Source organism: Candidatus Nanopelagicales bacterium (assembly GCA_037045355.1).
In the GTDB taxonomy this organism is placed as follows: Bacteria; Actinomycetota; Actinomycetes; order S36-B12.
This window is the reverse complement of the sequence record JBAOHO010000013.1, coordinates 338674-358863: the sequence shown is the minus strand read 5'-3', so window position 1 is coordinate 358863 and position 20190 is coordinate 338674. Positions and strand designations below refer to the sequence as shown.

Annotated in this window: 20 protein-coding genes, 1 tRNA gene and 1 pseudogene; 5 read left to right on the top strand and 17 right to left on the bottom strand. The window is 64.9% G+C overall.

All coding sequences use genetic code 11. The features are described from left to right. From V9E98_08295 to V9E98_08285, 3 genes are all read right to left on the bottom strand, one after another. The coding region (locus V9E98_08295; GenBank protein ID MEI2716981.1) for a CbiQ family ECF transporter T component at positions 1-385 on the bottom strand (385 nt) is incomplete at its 3' end. Then, positions 378-734 carry a PDGLE domain-containing protein gene (locus V9E98_08290; protein MEI2716980.1) on the bottom strand — a complete coding sequence of 119 codons (357 nt, stop codon included), beginning with the start codon at positions 732-734 and terminating at the stop codon, positions 378-380. The genes V9E98_08290 and V9E98_08295, both read right to left, overlap by 8 nt. Next, positions 731-1417 carry an energy-coupling factor ABC transporter permease gene (locus V9E98_08285; GenBank protein MEI2716979.1) on the bottom strand — a complete coding sequence of 229 codons (687 nt, stop codon included), beginning with the start codon at positions 1415-1417 and terminating at the stop codon, positions 731-733. Before V9E98_08285 ends, V9E98_08290 begins: the two co-directional genes overlap by 4 nt. A 153-nt stretch (positions 1418-1570) precedes the next feature. Between V9E98_08285 and bcp the strand changes: the two genes are divergently transcribed. Then, positions 1571-2038 (top strand): thioredoxin-dependent thiol peroxidase, encoded by a 468-nt coding sequence (gene bcp, locus V9E98_08280; GenBank protein MEI2716978.1) that lies wholly within the window; start codon positions 1571-1573, stop codon positions 2036-2038. Between the two features lie 70 nt (positions 2039-2108). Here bcp and V9E98_08275 read toward each other — a convergent pair whose 3' ends face one another. Next, complete coding sequence (locus V9E98_08275; GenBank protein ID MEI2716977.1) at positions 2109-2447, bottom strand: hypothetical protein; 339 nt, start codon at positions 2445-2447, stop codon at positions 2109-2111. Between the two features lie 63 nt (positions 2448-2510). Between V9E98_08275 and V9E98_08270 the strand changes: the two genes are divergently transcribed. Next, positions 2511-2592: transfer RNA gene (locus V9E98_08270), tRNA-Leu, on the top strand. 797 nt (positions 2593-3389) lie between these two features. On the opposite strand, the gene V9E98_08265 is transcribed toward V9E98_08270, so the two are convergent. From V9E98_08265 to V9E98_08220, 10 genes and pseudogenes are all read right to left on the bottom strand, one after another. Beyond that, the gene (locus tag V9E98_08265) at positions 3390-4694 is read right to left on the bottom strand and encodes a hypothetical protein (GenBank protein MEI2716976.1); all 1305 of its coding nucleotides are present in this window, start codon (positions 4692-4694) and stop codon (positions 3390-3392) included. Further along, on the bottom strand, positions 4694-6478 hold the full coding sequence (locus tag V9E98_08260) for a type I restriction endonuclease subunit R (protein ID MEI2716975.1): 1785 nt from the start codon (positions 6476-6478) through the stop codon (positions 4694-4696). Before V9E98_08260 ends, V9E98_08265 begins: the two co-directional genes overlap by 1 nt. Next, a complete protein-coding gene (locus V9E98_08255) occupies positions 6475-6879 on the bottom strand; it encodes a PIN domain-containing protein (GenBank protein ID MEI2716974.1) in 405 nt (134 codons plus the stop codon). Before V9E98_08255 ends, V9E98_08260 begins: the two co-directional genes overlap by 4 nt. 4 nt (positions 6880-6883) lie before the next feature. Next, complete coding sequence (locus V9E98_08250; protein MEI2716973.1) at positions 6884-7099, bottom strand: type II toxin-antitoxin system VapB family antitoxin; 216 nt, start codon at positions 7097-7099, stop codon at positions 6884-6886. Between the two features lie 119 nt (positions 7100-7218). Continuing rightward, positions 7219-7836, bottom strand: a complete 618-nt coding sequence (locus V9E98_08245) for a DUF4357 domain-containing protein (protein MEI2716972.1) — start codon at positions 7834-7836, stop codon at positions 7219-7221. Continuing rightward, entirely contained in the window at positions 7830-8117 is a 288-nt protein-coding gene (locus V9E98_08240) for a hypothetical protein (GenBank protein MEI2716971.1), read from the bottom strand. Before V9E98_08240 ends, V9E98_08245 begins: the two co-directional genes overlap by 7 nt. Positions 8118-8522: 405 nt before the next feature. Further along, complete coding sequence (locus tag V9E98_08235; protein MEI2716970.1) at positions 8523-8852, bottom strand: hypothetical protein; 330 nt, start codon at positions 8850-8852, stop codon at positions 8523-8525. A gap of 619 nt (positions 8853-9471) precedes the next feature. Beyond that, positions 9472-10353, bottom strand: a pseudogene (locus V9E98_08230) (type I restriction-modification system subunit M). Between the two features lie 377 nt (positions 10354-10730). Then, a complete protein-coding gene (locus V9E98_08225) occupies positions 10731-10973 on the bottom strand; it encodes a type I restriction-modification system subunit M N-terminal domain-containing protein (GenBank protein ID MEI2716969.1) in 243 nt (80 codons plus the stop codon). A 486-nt stretch (positions 10974-11459) separates the two neighbouring features. Then, entirely contained in the window at positions 11460-12461 is a 1002-nt protein-coding gene (locus V9E98_08220; protein MEI2716968.1) for a zinc-binding alcohol dehydrogenase family protein, read from the bottom strand. Between the two features lie 200 nt (positions 12462-12661). Here V9E98_08220 and V9E98_08215 point away from each other — a divergent pair, with 200 nt between their 5' ends. The 3 genes from V9E98_08215 to V9E98_08205 all read left to right on the top strand — a co-directional run bounded on the left by V9E98_08215 (position 12662) and on the right by V9E98_08205 (position 17312). Continuing rightward, entirely contained in the window at positions 12662-14536 is a 1875-nt protein-coding gene (locus V9E98_08215) for an amino acid permease (protein MEI2716967.1), read from the top strand. Positions 14537-14853: 317 nt separating this feature from the next. Continuing rightward, entirely contained in the window at positions 14854-16095 is a 1242-nt protein-coding gene (locus V9E98_08210) for a hypothetical protein (GenBank protein ID MEI2716966.1), read from the top strand. Between the two features lie 206 nt (positions 16096-16301). Continuing rightward, positions 16302-17312 (top strand): linear amide C-N hydrolase, encoded by a 1011-nt coding sequence (locus V9E98_08205; protein ID MEI2716965.1) that lies wholly within the window; start codon positions 16302-16304, stop codon positions 17310-17312. Between the two features lie 242 nt (positions 17313-17554). On the opposite strand, the gene V9E98_08200 is transcribed toward V9E98_08205, so the two are convergent. From V9E98_08200 to V9E98_08190, 3 genes are all read right to left on the bottom strand, one after another. Beyond that, on the bottom strand, positions 17555-18223 hold the full coding sequence (locus V9E98_08200; protein MEI2716964.1) for a TrkA family potassium uptake protein: 669 nt from the start codon (positions 18221-18223) through the stop codon (positions 17555-17557). A gap of 24 nt (positions 18224-18247) precedes the next feature. Further along, entirely contained in the window at positions 18248-19546 is a 1299-nt protein-coding gene (locus V9E98_08195; protein MEI2716963.1) for a potassium transporter TrkG, read from the bottom strand. 234 nt (positions 19547-19780) lie between these two features. Further along, positions 19781-20179 (bottom strand): VOC family protein, encoded by a 399-nt coding sequence (locus tag V9E98_08190; protein MEI2716962.1) that lies wholly within the window; start codon positions 20177-20179, stop codon positions 19781-19783. Positions 20180-20190 lie beyond the last annotated feature (11 nt).

Below are 20190 nucleotides of genomic sequence, written 5' to 3'. Positions count from 1 at the left end.
ACGAAACCAGAACGCCGAGCGTTGCTTTCGCGAGGATCGACCAGGCCGCCCACAGCCCGGCTTCGGACAACCTGAACGGACCGACTGCGATGTCCGGCTCCCGTCCGATGAGAGGCAACAGCAGAGCGAAGACGACGAAGGGGATCTCGACCGCCATCCGCGGTGCAACTACTCGCAGCGGCAACCGCGCAACCACGAGGACCACGCTCAGGATCACGGCATAGAACACAAAAGCCCACACCTGACTGGCAGGCGTGAGGACGATCGCGAGGACCGTGAGGAAGGCCGCGACGACCTTGACGTGCGCCGGCGCACGGTGGACGAGGGTGTCACCTGCCACGTAGAGCCGTTCGCCGACGTCATGGCCGGCCGGGTGATCACCCACGGGGGTCGGGCTTGACGTCCGCTGACCGCGCCTGGCGAGATCGGGACCCGAGCAATAGGAACAGAGCGAACGCGACGAGCGCCGTTACTCCGACGCCGATCACTCCCGCCAACCCGACCGACAGCCGCTCGTCGGAGACGGCTTCGACACCGTAGTCGGCGAGCGGCGAATCGGAACTGGCTGAGTCCTGTGCACTGTCGGCGAAGCCCTGCTGTTGCGCGACCGACTCCAGACCGTCAGGACTGCTGCTGGCGTAGTAGGAAGCGATCCCGGCGAGGGCCACGGAGCCCACCATGCCGACGATGATGATGAGGGCGACCATGCGCCGGACGCCTTCGTCGCGGATCACGACGCCACCACTGCGCGAGTGCGGGCGGCCGGGGTCGCGCTTCGACGCAGCCCTGCGACCAGATCCGGACGGACCGCGGCGACCGACCACACGATCAGGGCCGTGATGACTCCCTCGACGATCGCGATCAGGGTGTGGATCGAGAACATGGCGACAATCACGGACGACAGATCGACCGGTACCGTGCCGCCCAGTGCGAACTCCACGACGAAACCCGCCACCGCGGCCAGCACCGACACGAACCCGGCGACTCCGGCGGACAACAGCACCGCTGACTTGCCACTGCCGAAGATTCTCACGAGCGCCACAAACACGAACCACGCGACGACTGGAGCGATGACCGCCAGATTGAGGACGTTCAGGCCCAACGCAGTCAGGCCACCGTCGGCGAACAACAGCGCTTGGACCACCAGGACGACCGTGAGAGCGAGCATCCCCGCGTACGGCCCCACCAGGATCGCCGCCAAGGCCGCTCCGATGAGATGGCCGGAAGTCCCCGCCCCGACCGGGAAGTTGATCATCTGCGCCGCGAAGACGAAGACGGCGACCAGGCCGGCCAGCGGCGCGGTCCGGTCGTCCAACGTCCGACGAGCACCGCGAACTGCCACGGCCACTGCCGCCACGGACACGAGCGCCGCTCCGGCTGCCACGGGGGCAGCGATGAAGCCATCGGGGATGTGCATGCTTGCCTTCCACGCCGACCTGGTCTACGAGCCGCTGGCCTTATTGCGAACTGTTTGCAATAACGTACCACCGCGATGCGCGGGCCGCTGCGGACACCTACGCTGACTTTTGGCCGACTCTCGGCCGACTTTCGGCCGACTCCAGGAGGCGACATGAGCACGAGACTCGACGTGGGCGACAAGGCTCCGGCATTCAGCTTGACCGACGACACAGGAGCGACTGTGTCGCTGTCCGATTACGCGGGGAAGACCGTCGTCCTCTACGCCTATCCCGCCGCCATGACTCCCGGGTGCACCACCCAAGCCTGTGATTTCCGGGACTCACTTAGCGCGCTGAAGGCCGCCGGCGTCGAGGTCATCGGCATCTCCCCGGACTCACCGGAAAAGTTGGCGAAGTTCCGGGCCAAGGACGGCCTGACCTTCACCTTGGTGTCGGATCCGGACAAGTCCGTGCTGACCAGCTACGGGGCCTTCGGAGAGAAGAAGATGTACGGAAAGACAGTGACCGGGGTCATCCGGTCCACATTCGTCATCGGACCGGACGGCACGATCGAGCACGCGCTGTACAACGTGCGAGCCAAGGGTCACGTCGCGAAACTTCGGGGGCTACTGGGTCTTTGATGCCGCGTGGTGGGAGCCGCGTGCTGCGTGCTGGGGGCCTGCCAAGTCAGTCACCCGTCGCTCGGATGCGTCAGGGTTCAGTGCCCAACGACCGGCACCGCTGGTCCATAAACCGGATCAGGTAGTCGAAGTTCACTTTGGTCTCACCGCTGAGATCCAACACTGTGGCGATGGTCTGGCTTTCGTATCGCCGACAGGTCTGCTCCTTGCCTGCTTGATCCAGCGAATCCCAGGCCTCGGCGAGCATCTGCCGACGCTGCTGCGAGGTGACGCTCTCGAAGGGATCGTTCAGCGCCATCTGCGGCGGATCACTGAGCGAAACCGCCAGTACGGCCAGAGCTGCGCCCGCAAGAAACGTCAGACCCATGACCAGGGCGCCAATCGAGTTGTTGTTCACGTTCACCGCCAACCCCCACCCTACGGATGCGGGGGCCTCCAGTGCCGCCGTTGGCGCCGATAGGCTTGCTGTCACGCGGGTGTGGCGGAACTGGCAGACGCGCAGGATTTAGGTTCCTGTGTCCTCGGACGTGAGAGTTCAAGTCTCTCCACCCGCACGGGTTCGTGGGCTGGAGCCCAAACCATGCCTCACGGTGCCCGTTGGCACCGTTTCAATAGGCCCGCCCCCCAGTTGCCGGAACCGAAGACCGATAGCGCATCCGACGATGCCTGCCTGTCACCGCCGGACTTGACGATCACGATCCTGCGTCTGGATACCGGCGGTCGCGTCTACTTCCCGCGACCAGCCACAATGTGCCAGCCGCGGTGGTCTGCACTTGGCCCGGGCTGCGCCCGCCTGACCTGGTCGTTCGAAGCCTCCCGCGCGCAGTCCACCTACGACTCCCGTGGCCGCCATCACCTGCGTGTGCGTCGTGCGGCTCGTCGCCACCAACTCACTGTCGAACATCGTCTTCCCTTCCGGACCGCAGGTCCGTGATCGTGTTGCCGGTCATATCGGCAGCAAGACCGTGGCCGCGCCACCCAACCGCGACCACCGGGGTTACCCCCGATGTCCGCAAGGCGGCACCGGTGGCAGCGCCGAGGGTGGGGACACTCTCGACCGCGCCAGTTGCGTTACTGCTTTCCACGTCCGCACTCCGGCGGCGTCTTCGATGCCCCGTCTCATGTGTGGGGTTCCTTTCGTCAGGACTTCTCAGGGGCCGATTTCGGCCCTTTCAACTCGTCCTAACGATTCGCCTCAACAGCGAGGACTGATAAACCATCAGTTACCCAAATTCCCTTCGATCTCGCTCTTCCCACGCGGTGGAGGTCATCCAGGCTCATCCGGCCGAGGAAGACCGCCCGGACGTGGCTACTGCAGGCCTTCAGCCCAGCGCGGGGGGCGGGAGCGAGGCTAGGAGCCCAGGGAGGCGAAGCGGTCGAAGAATGCCAGCAGCGCAGCGATCACCCGCTGCTTCTTGGTGCTGTGATCTCCGGCCGGAGTGAACCGACTGACGGGCGGCAGGATCGCTGTGATGGCGGTGCCAGAGGTCGGGACCGCACCGTCACGGAACGCCCGATCGACGAATATGCGCGTCTCGTCAGGACGCAACCCCTCCGCGTCGATGAGGTCCTGCAGTTCCGCGTGGCGACGGCCTGCGACGAATGCCCGCCATTGGTCGTCGAGGTCGCCGGTGATCGAGACCTGGTCCACGAACGCCAGGATCAGATCCTTCTTGTTGCGCAACGTGGGGCTGGCATCGATGGCGCGGGTGATCGTCTCGGCCTTGATCTCCTTGTCGTCACCGTCGCCGTGCGCCTGGCGCCACTGGTCGACGAGCAGCAGGATGTAGTCGACGGTGATCTCCACCTGCTTGATGAGTTCGATCTCGAACACGATGTCGTCGTTAATCGATTCCTTGTCGCCATCGCTGCGGCCGCGGATCTCGGCGTACAGGTCCAGGTAGACGCTGCGATAGTCCTGGGCGTCACGGTCACCCAACGGGTCATGCCCGGCGAACTCGTCGAAGGCCGTCAGGATGTTCTGCAGCCGCAGGATGGCGCCGAACAGCCCGATGAACTCCTTCTGCGCGGCCTCGCCCTCGATCCGCTCCCCGAGTGGGAAGCGGTCTCGCAGTTGGGCCACCAGGTCGGTGTACTCGTCGTAGTACTCGGCGTAGGGCTTGAGCAGCACGATGCCGCGGGCCTCGCGGTTGCCGAACAGGGCGATGGCGTCGTTCGTCTCTTGTTCGAGGTCTCGGAACGACACGATGTTGCCGTAGGTCTTGACCGAATTCAGGATCCGGTTGGTGCGCGAGTAGGCCTGGATCAGGCCGTGATTCACCAGCCGCTTGTCGACGAACAGCGTGTTCAGCGTGGTGGCGTCGAAGCCGGTCAAGAACATGTTGACCACGATCACCAGGTCCAGTTCTCGGTTCTTCAACCGCAGCGACAGGTCCTTGTAGTAGTTGCCGAACTTCTCGCCCGAGGTGTCGAAGTTGGTGGCGAACATGGCGTTGTAGTCGCCGATCGCCGACTCCAGGAAGTCCCGCGACGACTGATCCAACGCGCCCGTGTCGAAGCCTTCCTCGTCGAGGTAGTCGTCGCCGACGTCCTCGTTGGGGGCGTAGGAGTAGATGATCGCGATCTTCAGGCGCTCGTCGGGCGTGCGCTGTTGCCTGCTGGGTTTTGAACTCGGCGTAGTAGCGCTTGGCGGCATCAATCGATGCCGTGGCGAACAGGGCGTTGAAGCCGTGGACCCGTTTGCCGTCCAGCGAGTAGTGCTGGGCCCGTTTGGTCTTCGGCGTCGAAGTGCGCATGCGTGTACGCGACGACCTGCCGCAGGCGTTGCGGGTCCAGCAGGGCCCGCTCGGTGTCGATGGCCGCCACCTGCCGATCGGCCCCCGGCAGCGCCTCGGGCACCTTGATCGTGTTGACGTAGTCGATGCGGAACGGCAGGACGTTCTTGTCGTTGATGGCATCCACGATCGTGTAGGTGTGGATCGCCATCTGGTGCGGCGTCGGCGGGCAGTTGATCGGGTCGCCATGCCAGTAGCAGCCGAACGCCTGGGCAGTGGTGCGCAACTTCGGATTACCGCTCGTCGCGGCGTTGGTGGTGAAGATCGGAGTCCCGGTGAACCCGAACAGGTTGTACCGCATGAACGCCTTGGTGATGGCGGTGTGCATGTCGCCGAACTGGGACCGATGGCACTCGTCGAAGATGATCACGACATGCCCGCTGTAGATCTCGTGGCCGGCGTTTGCGGTGATGAACGTCGCGAGTTTCTGGATCGTGGTGATGATGATCCGCGCGTTCGGGTCTTCCAACTGCCGCTTCAACACAGCGGTAGAGGTGTTGGAGTTCGCGGCCCCCTTTTCGAACCGGTCGTATTCGCGCATGGTCTGGTAGTCCAGATCCTTGCGGTCCACCACGAACAGGACCTTGTCCACACCCGGCACCCGCGAGGCCAGTTGCGCGGACTTGAACGACGTCAGCGTCTTGCCCGACCCGGTCGTATGCCACACGAACCCACCGGCCGCCACGGTGCCGAGGGTCTTGCTGTTGGTGGCGATGTCGATCTTGTTCAGAATCCGCTCGGTCGCCACGATCTGATACGGCCGCATCACCAGCAGCACCCGCTCGGCAGTGAGCACGCAGTATCGGGTGAGCACGTTCAGCAGCGTGTGCGGGGCCAGGAACGTCTTGGTGAACCCGGTCAGGTCCTGGATCGGGGCGTTGGTCGCATCGGCCCACCACGACGTGAACTCGAACGAGTGCGACGTCTTGCGGGCACGGCGCCCGCCGGTCCTGGTGTCCAGGTGCTGGCGGCGGGTCGTGTTGGAGTAGTACTTCGTCAGCGTCCCGTTGCTGATCACGAACAGTTGCACGTACTCGAACAGGCCGGATCCAGCCCAGAAACTGTCCCGCTGGTAGCGGTCGATCTGGTGGAACGCCTCACGCAGATCCACCCCCCGGCGCTTCAGTTCCACATGCACCAGCGGCAGGCCGTTGACCAGGATCGTCACGTCATACCGGTTGGGGTGCCGAGCCCCGTCCCCGTTGCCGGTGTCCTGCTCGACCTCGTACTGGTTGATGACCTGCAGCCGGTTGTTGTGGATGTTCTGCTTGTCGATCAAGTGGATGTTCTTGCTGGTGCCGTCGTCACGGCGCAGCACCTGGACGTGGTCCTCCTGGATGCGCACCGTCTTGTCGACGATGCCCTCATTCGCACCTGCAATCGACGTCGCGTAGAACCGCTGCCACTCACCGTCGGTGAAGGTCACCGCGTTCAGGCGTTCCAGTTGGGTGCGCAGGTTCGCGATCAGCGCGGCCTCGTCGGCGATCGGCAGGTACTCGTAGGCCTGACCCTGCAACTGCTTGATCAGAGCCCGTTCCAAGTCCGCTTCGGACTGGTACGCCGAAGTTCGGGACGGATCGGGTTCGAACTCCGCCACCACCGTGCTCTGCGCGGAGGCGGCGACGATCTCGTAGCGATCGGTCATGGTTGCCACACCCGAAGTGGGATGTGCTCGGCGGCGTGGTCGAAGTCGCGGTCAGTGGTCAACAGGGTCAGGTCGTGGGCGATGGCCAACTGCGCGATGAGGGCATCGATCGTTCCCAGCTGGACTCCGGCCCGAGCGCAGGCGTTGGCCAGCCCCGCCGCGGCCAGGTAGTCGTCGCGGGTCGGTTCGACCAACTGCATGACGGCAAACCGCTCGGTCAGATTCGCTTCCACGCGTGTGGGCAGGAAGCCGCGCAGCAACTCCAGCACGACGACTCCCGCGGTGACGACGTCGTCCGCTCCCGCGAGCGCGCGAGCCAGGGCCTGGACCTGGGGAATCATCGGCGGGGCGTCGCGCCGAAAGGCCAGCGACCACACGCTGGTGTCGACGAGCAGCGCCACTGCCTCAGCCGATCTCGGCTGAGGAGCGGGAGCGGTCCGCCTTGTAGTCGAAGTCGGGATCCCACTGCAGGGTGCCGAACAGGTCCCGCAAGCGACTCTGTTCCCGTCGTGCGATGAACTCCTGCAGCGCGGCGGTGACCGTCTCCTTCTTCGTGGCCAGACCCCCAACGGCCAAGGCGTGGTCCAACAGGGCCGGGTCAATCGCCAGATTCGTCGCCATCAGACGCTCCCGTCGTCCTCGTGAGCCGGGTTGATCACACATTCGTTCACACATGATGCTACACATGGAGCGATGACCGAGTCGACACGGCAGTGCCGGTCCTGCGGCGTCACTCTCTCTCAACTAGGGAGCCCTCGCTGCTCCCAGTCGGCGTAGGTCCCCTGCTCCCACACCCAGCGATCACGGCCGTTGCACGAGTGGCCCGTTGCGATGGCCCCCGCGCGGGACGGTGACGTAAACACGATGTCGCGCTGGACGATGCCGACATCCCTGTCCACCACGATCGAGCCGTCCGCGATCAGGCGCTCGTGGTGCTCGCGGTACCCGGCATAGGCGCGGCGGGTGCTGGCGGACTGGCCGGTCGCCGTCCACTTCGGCACTACCCGGGAGCCGGCCAGCATCACGAACTCGGCACCGATCACCTGGGCCTGTGCCTGCACCCCGCGCCGTGATTCGGTCAGCGTGAACACCGGGGACTCGTCCGTCGCAATCGCCACGGTGGGCGTCAGGTGCCGACCCCGGATGGCGTTGATACCCAACACCGGCAGGATGATCTGCAACTGCGCGAGGAACGCCTCCATGTCCGAGCGTTGCGCCTCGGACAGTTTCCGCGCCACCGGGGTCTGATCATTGTCGAGCGTGACCCGCTGCGCTTCCCTGGCCAGTTCGACGAGCCGGGCCTCCAGGTAGCCCCAGTGCCCCTCGTTGAATGAGTCGTCCTTGCACGTGATCAGCACCGCACGATCCCAGAAGTCCCGTCGCCGCTCGTGGTCCTGGAAGCGGTTGCGTGAATGCCTCGCGTCTTGCCGATGTAGCAGCGCATGCCCTCGATCGCAGTGTCGTCGGCTCCCAGGAGCAGGTAGGTGCCGTTGCGCTTGGCTTCGTCGCGGTCCAGCAGGTCTTTGAGGTCGGAGCGCGGCCCGGACAGCACATGCCCGGTCCAGCCGGCGATCTCCGCGGTCGTCAAGCCGCCCGGTACTCCCTCGACCAGGAACAGCTCGATGTGCTTGCCGTTCACGCGGCCAACTCCTCGAACGTCAGCAGTCGGTCCCGGTAGTACTCGTACTGCTTCCGGCGCGCGGCGATCTCGGCGGGGAGGCCGGATGACAGGTCGTTCACGAGGGCGTCAAAGGAGTCGAGTGATCGCGACGATGCGCTGCTGCTCCTCGCGAGGTGGGACCGGAACACGGAATTCGGCGAAGCCCGTCAATCAGGAGGGTGTTGACCTTCGGTTCGGGCACACGTACTTCAGTCTTTTGGCGTCGTGAACCAGGAGCGTCTGCATCACTGTGACGAGAGTGAACGCAGTCGTCCAGTTCGACTGCGATAGGCAGTAGCTGTGGTCGTGAATCGGCTCACGGGCTCATCGTCCAAGCCAGGCCACTGCCTTGCCCACGTCTTCGGGGGTCTCGACCCACGTCAACTACGACAACATCTCCCGGCTCGGCGAACGCTGCAGGTCGTGACCGAGCATCAACTCGAAGGTGCGACTGCACGTCTCGATCCCGAAGTCTCGTAGTGACGTGTAGATCTCACCGTAGTGAATGCACGGGATACCGTCGTCCGAGATAGTCGGCCTTGGTGAAGCGCTATGCCCCCGGAGGAACGTGCCGAGCTCACCCATCGGAACCCACCGGACCCCCCCCGCTTCGTCGAACGTCAGCAGGGCGTCGCGGTAGTAGGCGTATTGGCGGCGACGAGCCTCCAGTTCCGCTTCCAGTTCCGCTTCCAGTTCCGCTTCCAGTCTCTCCATCCGTGTCAAGGATCGCCACGATCTCCCGCTGCACCGCCAGGGGCGGTGCTAGCGCACCGCGGTCAGGTCTGCAGGTTCCGTTGACTTCAACTATGAGGCCGCGTGCTCCCGTCTTGCTGTGCGACGAAGAGACTTCGGATACTCACTGTCTGCAGCGTAGTGGTGAGAGAAACCTGAGATTCGATCTGACCGCTTCGACCTGCAGCACATGGTCGTGGTTGTTCACCCAGATCTGCCACGCTTGCCCAGTCGACCACAGGCCGACCGCCCTTGGTCGAGGACGCTCGCCGGTCCATCGTCGACCAAGTACGCAAGTCACCAGTCGAATGGCATACCCGTCGACCCGGTCGTTGGTATCCCAGTTTGCGCCGTAGTAGGGGAACTGCCCCTAGGGATCCGCGCAGCGATCGTTCCGGTCGCAGAAGTCGGCTGCATGCCCTTGCTCGAAGTCACTTCGTCCGATGTCGACCAAGGCTTCGGAACTGGCACACCCTTGGGACACTGCTCAGCCAGCAACCTCTCGACCTCGCTCACGACGCGCCCTCGAGGTCGGCCACGATGGCGTCGATCTGCTCACGTAGCACCTGCTGGCGGGCCACGATCTCGGCGATCTCGGCGTTCAGGGCGACGATGTCGACGGCCTCGGTGGTGTCCTCGGCCTCGACGTAGGAACTGACCGACAGGTTGTAGCCGTTCTCCGCCAGCGTCGTCGTTCGGGATCAGCGCCGCGACGTGGGGCACGTCGGCGCGCTGCGTGAACAGGTCCAGGATCTGGGCCTGCTGCTCGTCCGCTGAGCTTGTTCTTGTTGCCCTGGCGAACGAACAGCGCCGAGGCGTCGATGAACAGCACCGCGTTGTCGGCCTTGGACTTCTTGAGCACGATGATGCAGGTCGCGATCGTGGTGCCGAAGAACAGGTCGGGCGGCAGTTGGATGACCGCGTCGACGTAGTTGTTGTCGATCAGGTACTTGCGGATCTTGCCCTCCGCACCGCCCCGGTACAGCACGCCGGGGAACTCGACGATCGCCGCGGTGCCGTCGACAGCCAGCCACGACAGCATGTGCATCGTGAACGCCAGGTCGGCCTTCGACTTCGGCGCCAGTACCCCGGCGGGGGCGTAGCGGGGGTCGTTGATCAGCAGCGGGTTGGCGTCGCCTTCCCACTTGATCGAGTAGGGCGGGTTGGACACGATCGCCTCGAACGGCTCGTCGTCCCAGTGCGCCGGATCCAGCAGGGTGTCGCCGTGGGCGATGTCGAACTTCTCGTAGTTGATGTCGTGCAGGAACATGTTGATGCGGGCCAGGTTGTACGTGGTCAGGTTGATCTCCTGGCCGTAGAACCCCTGCCGCACGTTGTCCTTGCCCAGGACCTTGGCGAACTTCAGCAGCAGTGACCCGGACCCGCAGGCCGGGTCGTACACCTTGTTCACCGCCGTCTTGCCGACCACGGTGATGCGGGCCAGCAGTTCGCTGACCTCTTGCGGGGTGTAGTACTCGCCTCCCGGACTTCCCCGCGCTGGAGGCGTACATCTGCATCAGGTACTCGTACGCATCGCCGAACGCGTCGATGGTGTTGTCGCCGAACTCGCCGCCGAGGTCCAGGTCGCCGATCGCGTCGAGCAGTTTGACCAGCTTCTCGTTGCGCTTGGCAACCGTGCCGCCGAGCTTGCCGCTGTTGACGTCCAGGTCGTCGAACAGGCCCTTCAGGTCGTCCTCGCTGTCGCTGCCGACCGCGGAGCCCTCGATGTTGCGGAACACCCGCTCCAAGCGTCTCGTTGAGGTTCTCGTCGGCGGCTGCCCGAGCCCGGACGTTCGACGAACAGCTCGCTGGGCAGGATGTAGAAGCCCTTCTCGTTGGTCGGTCTCGACCCGGCCGAACTCAGCCTCGGCGTCGGACAGTCGCGCGTAGTCGAAGTCCGCGACGCCGGCAGCGCGCTCCACCGTGTTGAGGTAGGCACGTGAGGTTCTCGGAGATGAACCGGTAGAACAGCAGGCCCAGCACATAGGACTTGAAGTCCCAGCCGTCGACGCTGCCGCGCAGGTCGTTGGCGATCCGCCAGATGGTCTTGTGCAGTTCGGCCCGCTGCAGTTCCTTGCGCACGCCGGTCTCGACAGTGCTCACTGACGAATCACCGCGGCCTCCCCGTCACGAACAGTGTGAACCCTCGAAAGGTACCGAAATCCGGTCCGTGCTGACCTGCCGACGGCTGAGGACCCGAGTTCTACTGCCGCCGGGCTACTCGTCATCACCGCGAACCCCTAGTCTGGGCGCATGTAGAGCCCAGACGATGGGCTCCAGCCCAGAATTTCAGGTGAGACTCTCTCCACCCGCACCGTTTCGTGGGCCCACGCAAGCGCTGCAACGCCTCGGTGGAGTGCACGACGACCTCCAGCCCGGATCACCATCGGGACGCTTGCTCGTCAGACCTCGGCCACCGTGTTGCCCTCCGCGGCCCGCCGGTCCTGCTGCAGGTTCCGAACGATCACCTCCGGCGAATGGAGAGTCACGGTGACCACTCCGCCCTTCGAGGAAGGCAACTGCCGCCCGCTGCGGGGTCGCGGGGGTCGGCACTTACCGAAGCAGTGATGGACTTCCGCGAGAGGTGAATCAGTACTCGAGACCGGACGAGGTGAGGACGACGACCTTGCCGCTCGCCTCGCCGGCTTCCATACGCGCGTGGGCGCTGGCGATCTGGTCGAGAGTGAACACCTGGTCGACGGGCACAACGACTTGACCCGCGGCCACGCGATCGACGAAGACCTGAAGCACGCTTGCCGGAAGGTCGCTGGCGTCGCCGCCGTAGGCCGTGAGCCGCACTCCCCGGGGCAAGTACTCGATCGGGTAGAAGTCGCGCACTGTCCACTGGTTGGACAGCATGCCCGTGAAACAGACGGTGCCGTGAACCCGGGTGGCCCGCAGCGTGTCGGGCAGCGTCGGGGTTCCGATCAACTCCAAAGCGGCGTCCACTCCGCCGCTCACGAGTTCTCGCACCTGCGGCGCCAGAGCCCCGTCATCGATCAGCACGTGGTCGACACCGACCTTGGCCAAGGCGTCGGCCTTCGCCGGGTTGCGGGTAGTCGACAGGACCGTGAGGCCCATCCCCTTGGCGAGAACGGCAGATGTCATCCCAACCGATGAGGTGCCGCCTCGAATCAGGAGGCTCTGGCCGGCCTGGGCGTCGAGCCCTACAGTCAGCGAGCCGTAGGACGTCTGCAGCATCTCGGGGATGGCGCCGAGGGTGGCCCAGTCGAGATCGCTGTCAAAGGACAGCACCTGGGTCGCGGGAACGCAGGTGTACTCGGCGTAGCCGCCGTCGTAGACGCGGCCCATGCCGCCCATCATGGCCATCACCTTGGTCCCAGCAGCGAACTCGCCGCCCGGGCACTCGGCCACGACGCCCGTCGCTTCGATGCCAAGTATGCGAGGAAACGTCACGCCCTGGGCAAGGCCGAGGCGGGTGTGCAGTTCCGAGCGGTTGAGCCCGAACGCCTTGACTTGGATCAACACCCACCCGGGTGATGGGACCGGGATTGGGACAGTGCGGATGTGGAACGCTTCGGGTGGGCCGGGGGCGTCAAGGACTACTGCTCGCATGGTCGATGTCGTCACTGTCGGGCTTCCTGTTCGTCGCTGCCCCGGTACATGGACTTGCGCAGGGCGCTCAGCGCGGTCCCGAGGGCGTCGATCCCTCCCGGCGGCAAAGCGCCACCGTCAATCTTCACGACATTCCTCCGTTGACGGGGACTCGCCCTTCGCACGTGGCTACCGTAAGCCAACGGGTGGCACCCGCTTCCTGCGCAGGAGGAATCATGGCGTCAACGATCCCGCTCTCGCGCCAGATGATGCGTGTCATTCCGGCTGACCAACTGGACCGCGAAGGTGACGAGTCGTCACTGAAACGCACCATGGGTCTGCTGGCCCTGACCATGTTCAGTGTCGGCTCCATCGTCGGCACCGGCATCTTCGTCGTCCTCGGTGAAGCCGTGCCGAAGGCCGGCCCCGCCGTCTTGCTGTCGTTCGTCCTCGCGGCGATCACGTGCGCCTTCTCGGCGTTCTCCTACGCGGAACTGGCCGGGTCGATCCCAGTGTCCGGGTCCTCGTATTCCTACGCCTACGCCACGCTCGGCGAGATCATCGCCTGGATCTGCGGCTGGTGTCTGATGCTCGAGTACGGCGTGTCGGTCGCAGCTGTCGCCGTGGGCTGGGGACAGTACCTCAACGAGTTCCTGTCGGTGTGGGGTATCGAGATCCCGCCCCAGTTCGCCAACCCCCCCGGTGAGGGAGGCGGCGTGTTCAACATCACCGCGGTCATCGTGGTCCTGGCCTGCGCGTTCCTGCTGCTTCGTGGCGCGTCCGAGTCGGCGACGATCAACACGATCATGGTGTTCATCAAGATCGGCATCCTGCTGTTCTTCTGCGCTGTCGCGTTCACGACGTTCGAGCCGGGCAACTTCATGCCGTTCGCCCCGCTGGGTTTCGCGGGCATCAGCGCTGCGGCCGGGCAGGTGTTCTTCAGCTACATCGGCTTCGACGCCGCATCGACGTGTGGTGAGGAAGCGAAGAACGCGAAGAAGGATCTGCCACGTGCCATCATCTTGTCCCTGATCATCGTCACCATCTTGTATGTCCTGGTCACCGCTGCCGCCATCGGCGCGCGACCATGGCAGGACTTCGAGGGCGCCGGCGCGGAGGCGGTGCTGGCGACCATCGCGCGTGACGTCACCGGCAGCAACTGGGCGCCGACGCTGATCGCGCTGGGTGCGGTGATCTCGATCTTCTCCGTGGTGCTGGTGACGATGTACGGCCAGACCCGGATTCTGTTCGCGATGGGTCGCGACGGCATGCTGCCGAAACTGTTCAAGAAGGTGAATCCCCGAACCCAGACACCGGTGGCCAACACGATCGTCGTCACCGTGATCATCTCGATTCTGGCGGGGTTCATCCCGCTGGGGCAGCTGGCCGAGGCGACCAGTATCGGCACACTGGCGGCGTTCGCCATCGTGAACTTCGGGGTGATCGCGCTGTGGCGGGCGCGACCAGAACTGGAGCGAACGTTCAAGGTTCCGCTGATGCCGCTGATGCCGATCCTCGGGGTCGTGTTGTGTATCTACCTGATCAGTTCGCTGGCGTGGATCACGTGGGTCGTGTTCTTTTCGTGGATGGCAGTCGGCATCTTGATCTACATCTTCTACAGCCGTTCGCACTCCAACGCGCCGAGCGAACGCCCGATCCCACTGGCCGACGAGCGCGCAGCCGTCGAGCTGAGCACCCGAAGCATGTCAGTTGGCACGATCGTCGGGATCGTGCTGCTGGTCATCACCGCCGTGGCCGCGGTGCTGTTCGGTGCCTCGCAAGATGGCATCAATGTTGCCCAACAGATCGCCTGGTACCTCACCGCGATCGCCTGCGTGGTCGGTATTGTCATGGCGGTGCGCGGTCTGGCGGCCGACCGCTCCGCCGTCGACGGGGTGCAGGCCGGTGAGTTCACCGGTGCGGCCGTCAAGATGCGCTCGGCGATCATGAGTATCGCCGTGTGGCTTCTGATCCCGGGATTGCTGGCCGTGCTGTCGGTGACGTTCGCATCCGGTCCCGCCGCGAAGGGCGAGGCGGAGGCTGCGCCTGTCTCACCCACCACCACTGTCATGACCGGCGTCACCGCCGAACGTGCAGCGGGCCCTGGGTAGCACTGCGCGGAGGCTGCTCGGCCACACCCCGTCGGCGACACGGGCGCGTGGTGAGCGGCCCGCGGCTCGCACTGCTGCGGTCACCCGGCCATACGCGCGAGCGGAAGCCATGTCGAACGGAAGCGATTCAGATACGCCCTTGGCCTGCTGCAGCTGATCCATGCGCGCGTGCTGTCCGGTTCACACTCGGTGCAACGGCAGCAGCAACGTCCGAGGACGAGGGCTACGACAAGCAGGTGCTTTCTCGAGCACCCGGGTAGGCCAGACCGCGCCTTACCCGCACCGGTGATCTTGGTACCGTCGATCAGGAGGCCAAGATGGTCGACTTCACATCGCTCCCCCGCGCGCAGGAGCACGGCGACTACGACGTCGTCATCGCCGGTGTCCGCGACGCCATGTCCACCAATCCGGCTGCCGCCATGGCCGACCCGTTCATCCGAGACTGGATCGGTCGACGATTCCGGAACATCTTCATCGATGAGGCCAGTGCGAGTGCCGAAGTGGTGGCGAAGGCCCAGAAGCCCGCGCCGCTGTCGTGGGTGGATCGGCGAGACGACCGGCAGAAGATCGCCGACCGGTTCTTCCGCACCATCGACGCCGGCGAGGTCCACACTGAGATGCCGGCCGCTGAGTCGGGCGCCTTCAGCGATGTCTCGTTGCTGATCTGCCCCGGACTGCTGACCGGGTTCATGCCCGGACTCGCGTTCCAGCAGGAAATCCCGAAGATGACCGAGCGGTTCGGGGTGAATATCCTCTCGGCGGACTCCCACCCGGTGCGCTCCTGTGAGGCCAACGTCGCTGACCTCACCAATGCGATGGTCAACGGCATCGGCAACGCGCCCGACCTGCACGCGACGCTGCTGACATCGACCGACGACCCCGTTCCCCCCGGAGACGTGGTGATGCTCGGCTACTCGAAGGGTGGCCCGGACATCAACACTTTCCTTGTCGCGCGCCCTGATCTCGCGCATCGGGTGAAGGCAATCATCAGTTGGGCCGGCGCCCACGGCGGCTCTTACCTGGCCAACGACCTGTACAACAGGTTCAAGAAGGTCCCCGATTCGGAGATGGTCAAGCATCGCGCCGCGAACGCCGCCGAACTCGTTCGCCGCATGCTGCCCTTCGCCGACGTCAAGCGCATCGACCGGCGGCTCGACGAGTACGACGTGAAAGGCGCGCTGTACTCACTGAGCACCGGGGGCCGAGACGAGTGGAACGAAGCCAACACGGCCGCCCTGGACGAGTTGGCGATCCCGACCATCTACTTCACCGGTGCCACGACCGCCCGGGAAGTCACGTACTTCAACCTTGAAGGCGAACTGGAACTCGACAAGTACGACGTGAACAACGACATGCAACTGACCCAAGCCGAGGCCACGCCGCCGACGCGTAACTCGGTGCATGCGGCGATGTTCCATGCCACCCATTGGGATCTCTCCTACGACCCCTGGCCCTGGTACGAAACAGCGGGCTCACGAGAACTGCATGAGCCCTTCCCCCGCTATGCGGCCCTGGCCTCCATCCTGCTGCTGCTGTCCGAACTGGGGATCATGCGATAGGACCGTACTCAGCCCGCCCTGAGCCGCACGGGCATTGCCCACATAGAGGGCAGGAGACTGGACCGCGACGTCGTCACCGCCGACCGGGCATGGGGTGACCGCCCTCGAGTGATCAATGTGCGGTGACTGCCACAGCCCCGGCGCGCCTACTCCGAGTCCGATGACGCCCGTCGTGTCAGGATGCACCCACAACCCGTGGAGGATGGATGTGCACTGATCTGCGACTGCTGAAGTTGGATCAAACGGTCTCGGCTCGGACCTTGGACTTCGCCTACGAAACTGGTTCACGCATCCAGGTGGTCCCGCGGGGTCAACAGTGGTCGGCGGTCACCACCAAGACCGACGCGCCGACGCCGGCGTGGGAGAACAGCCTCGGGTTCGTAGCCCTAGACGGGTTCGGGTTCGACTCGTATTTCGCTGACGGGCTCAATGAGGCCGGACTGTCGGTGGGCACATTGTTCCTGCCCGAGACCGACCTGCCCCACCAGCCGCCACAGTCAGCGGGCAAGCCGGCCATCGACTTCGTCAACATCGCCGGGTGGCTGCTGGGGACGTGTTCCAGCGTGGCCGAGGTCAAGGAGGCGCTACTCGGCGTCCGGGTGTGGAACGCCCCCGCCCGGCTGCTGTGGCCTGCGGGCAAACCTGTGCCGGATCAGGCGAAGGCACTGATGGACTATGCGATCACCGAGCACCTGGCGATCCACGACGCCCATGGCAACGACCTGGTGGTCGAGTTCCTGGACCAGCGGATGTACCTGCACGACAACCTCACCGGGGTGCTCACCAACTCGCCGCGCTTCGAGTGGCACACCACCAACCTGCGCAACTACGTCGGACTGACAAATGTCGAAGACCAGCCTTTCAACCTCATGGGGATGCCCGTGGAGCCGACCGGCAACGGGACCGGTCTCGTGGGGCTGCCGGGCGACGTCACGCCGCCGTCGCGCTTCGTGCGCGCGGTTGTCCTCACGCAGGTGTTCCATGAGGCGAAGGACTCGTCGGCTGCGGTGAACCAGGCGTTCCACTCGCTGGACCTCGTCAGCGTTCCGCGGGGACTGGCGGCCAGTGGTGACTACACCCAGTGGTCCGTGGCCCGGGACCACGACAACAAGATCCTGTACACACGCACCTACGACTCCTGGACCACAGGCGTGCACGACCTGGCCGACCTGGGCATTGACAGACCGGGTCCGCGCAGCACCCTGCCCATGCCCTGAGGGGCAACCGGCCAACACGGATCTGCGGCACGTGAGGGCACTCCGACCGGGGGGTCATACGTCAATCCGTGCCCGGCGCTACGTGGCAATCGGTTGAAGTCCGCAGTAGCCACCGACGGAGCTCACCTGCGCTGCGCCGAACATTCCGTGAAGGACTCCGTGTTGACCTCGTCGGGCGTCTTGGCGTCGAGACCGTCGCCGGAAACCCACCAGCCGTCGCCTACGACGAGTACCCGCGCGTGTCACGACTTCGCCAGAGGGAAGGCGTCCACGGCGTCGGTGGGACCTGCCACTGCCAACCTCTCGTCGCGGCGGATCCGACGCTCGGGGTCGGGGAACTCCACCGCGCCCCCCGCTGACTGCAACCCGATGACGGCCACACCATTCTTGCCCTTGATGCCGACCTGCTCGACAGTTTGGCCGATCGACCATGCCGGGGGGTCCATGATCGCCAGCGCATATCCGTTGGGGAAGCTGACGTACTCTTCCATCCCGGTGAAGATCAACTGGCCCACCCGCGCACCCATCTCCTGCTCGGGGTACACCACCCAATGCGCGCCCACCCGCTCCAGGATCCGGCCGTGTGCCTCAGTTGTTGCCCGGGCCCAGATCTCGGGCACTCCGAGGTCGGCCAATGCGGCGGTGGCCAGGATCGAGGCCTCCAAGTCCTCGCCGATCGCCACGACAGCGCACTGACACTCATCGACGCTCAGGTCCCGAAGCACCTGGGTCGACGTACCGTCGGCTTGGGCGGCCAGCGTGACCGCCGGAGCGATTTCCGCGATGAGATCAGGATCGGGGTCGATGACCACGACCTCTCGCCCCGCGACAGCGAGTTTGCGCGCCACCGCCTCGCCGAATCGGCCAAGGCCGATGACTGCGACGGTCTCCGCATCAGCTCTGGTGCCCATGGCTACCTCCTGGTCACGCGCTGGTCAGCCGACGATGGGTCGACCCTCGGGCAGACGATATGACAATGTCCGGTGGCGCAGGGCGAGCGCTGTCGCCAGCGTCATGGCGCCGAGCCGACCGACGAACATCAACACGATCAGAACGGCTTGCCCCCCGACCGGCATGTCATACGTGATGCCGGTGGACAGGCCGACCGTAGCGATCGCGGACACAGTCTCCAGGACGAGGTCCTGCAGCGGGAACTCGGTGACCGCGGTCAAGATCATCAATCCGATGGTGGCCAGCAGGATATAGATAGTGCCGATGGCCACCGCACTGCGCTGGGTCTTCTCAGCGATCCTGCGATCGCCACTGTTGACGTCTCGGTCCCCGCGGGCTTCGGCCACGACCATCAGCACCAACACCACGAAAGTGGTCACCTTGATGCCGCCCGCCGTGGATGCGGAACCCCCGCCGATGAACATCAGGATTACCGTCGTCAGCAGCGTCTCCTCGGTGGCGTCTGCGTAGTTGATGGCATTGAATCCCGCAGTACGGGCGGTGACCGACGCGAACAGTCCGTTCAGGATCGTCGTGCCCGACGACGACTGACCCAGGGTCTCTGCGTGGGTCCACTCGAACCACGTCATCAGAACTGCACCGACGACGATCAGCGCAAGGGTCGTCGCAACCGTGAGCCGCACATGTAACGACCAGCGCCTCGGTCGGGTCAGCCGCCCTCGGGTCTGGTACCAGACGGGGAACCCCAGGCCACCCACGATGATCAGGATCATGATGACCCCCAACACGACAGGATCCGCGTTGAAGCCGATCAAGTTGTCGGAGTAGGTGGAGAACCCGGCGTTGTTGAATGCGCTGACCGAATGGAAGAGCCCATTCCACGCGGCCTCGGACAGCGGCTGGTGGTACGCGACCCACCATCGCAAGGTCAGGGCCACGGCACCAGTGGCCTCGACCAGCAACGTGACCACCACGATGAAGCGCACCATGCGCCTCACGTCGCCAACACTCAAGCCGGGCGTCTCCGCTTGCGCCAATACTCGCGAGCGCAATCCCAGCCGCCGACCGATGATCAGCACAAGCAGTGTTCCGGTCACGATCATGCCCAGCCCGCCGATCTGGATCAGTCCGAGGATCACCGCCTGCCCCCAGCCCGTCCAGGCAACCGCAGTGTCGACCGTCACCAGGCCGGTGACTGTCACAGCACTCGTCGCCGTGAAGAAGGCCTCCATGAAGGTTGCGCGTTGTTCTCCCGGGGTCATGACCGGAAGCAACAGCAGCCCTGTGCCAACCCAGATGGTCGCAGCGAAAGCCAGCGCCACGAAGGCTCCCGGGCGAAGCGCTCGGATGCGCCTGGGCCGAGGCCGTCCGCTGGCACTCGTCGACGCCGCGTCGTCGCGTGATCGTCTGCGTGGCACGTGGGCAGGCTACCGGCCGGCAGATCCCCTGACAGCGGACCGGTCCCTTGAGAGCGGACCGGTCCCTTGAGAGCGGACCGGTCCCTTGAGAGCGGACCGGTCCCTTGAGAGCGGACCGGTCCCTTGAGCGCGGACCGGTCAATCGTCCAAGGAGGCGAAGAACTCGACCGCGATGCCGTCGGGGTCCCTCGCGGTCACGGCCCACCCGTACGGTGCCGACTCAACGGGACCGTGCTCGATACCCAGACCATCGAGTTCAGTGGCCTTCGCCCTTACTGCGTGCTGGTCCGAGCAACGGATACCTATGTGATCCAGTCCGACTCGGCGATGGTCGAACCGATCCCCGGGATCTCCGTCGTGGTGCTGGGTCAACCCGATCACGAGTCCGTTCGACCACTGCATCCTGACTCGCTCCCATCCGTCGCCGGTCCGCCGGATCGCCGTTGCCTGACCGAGGGCATCGTGGTACCAAGCCTCACTGGCATCGAGGTCGGTGACAGTCAACGTGATGTGATGAACGGCTGGATCGTGGACCATGACAGCGAAAG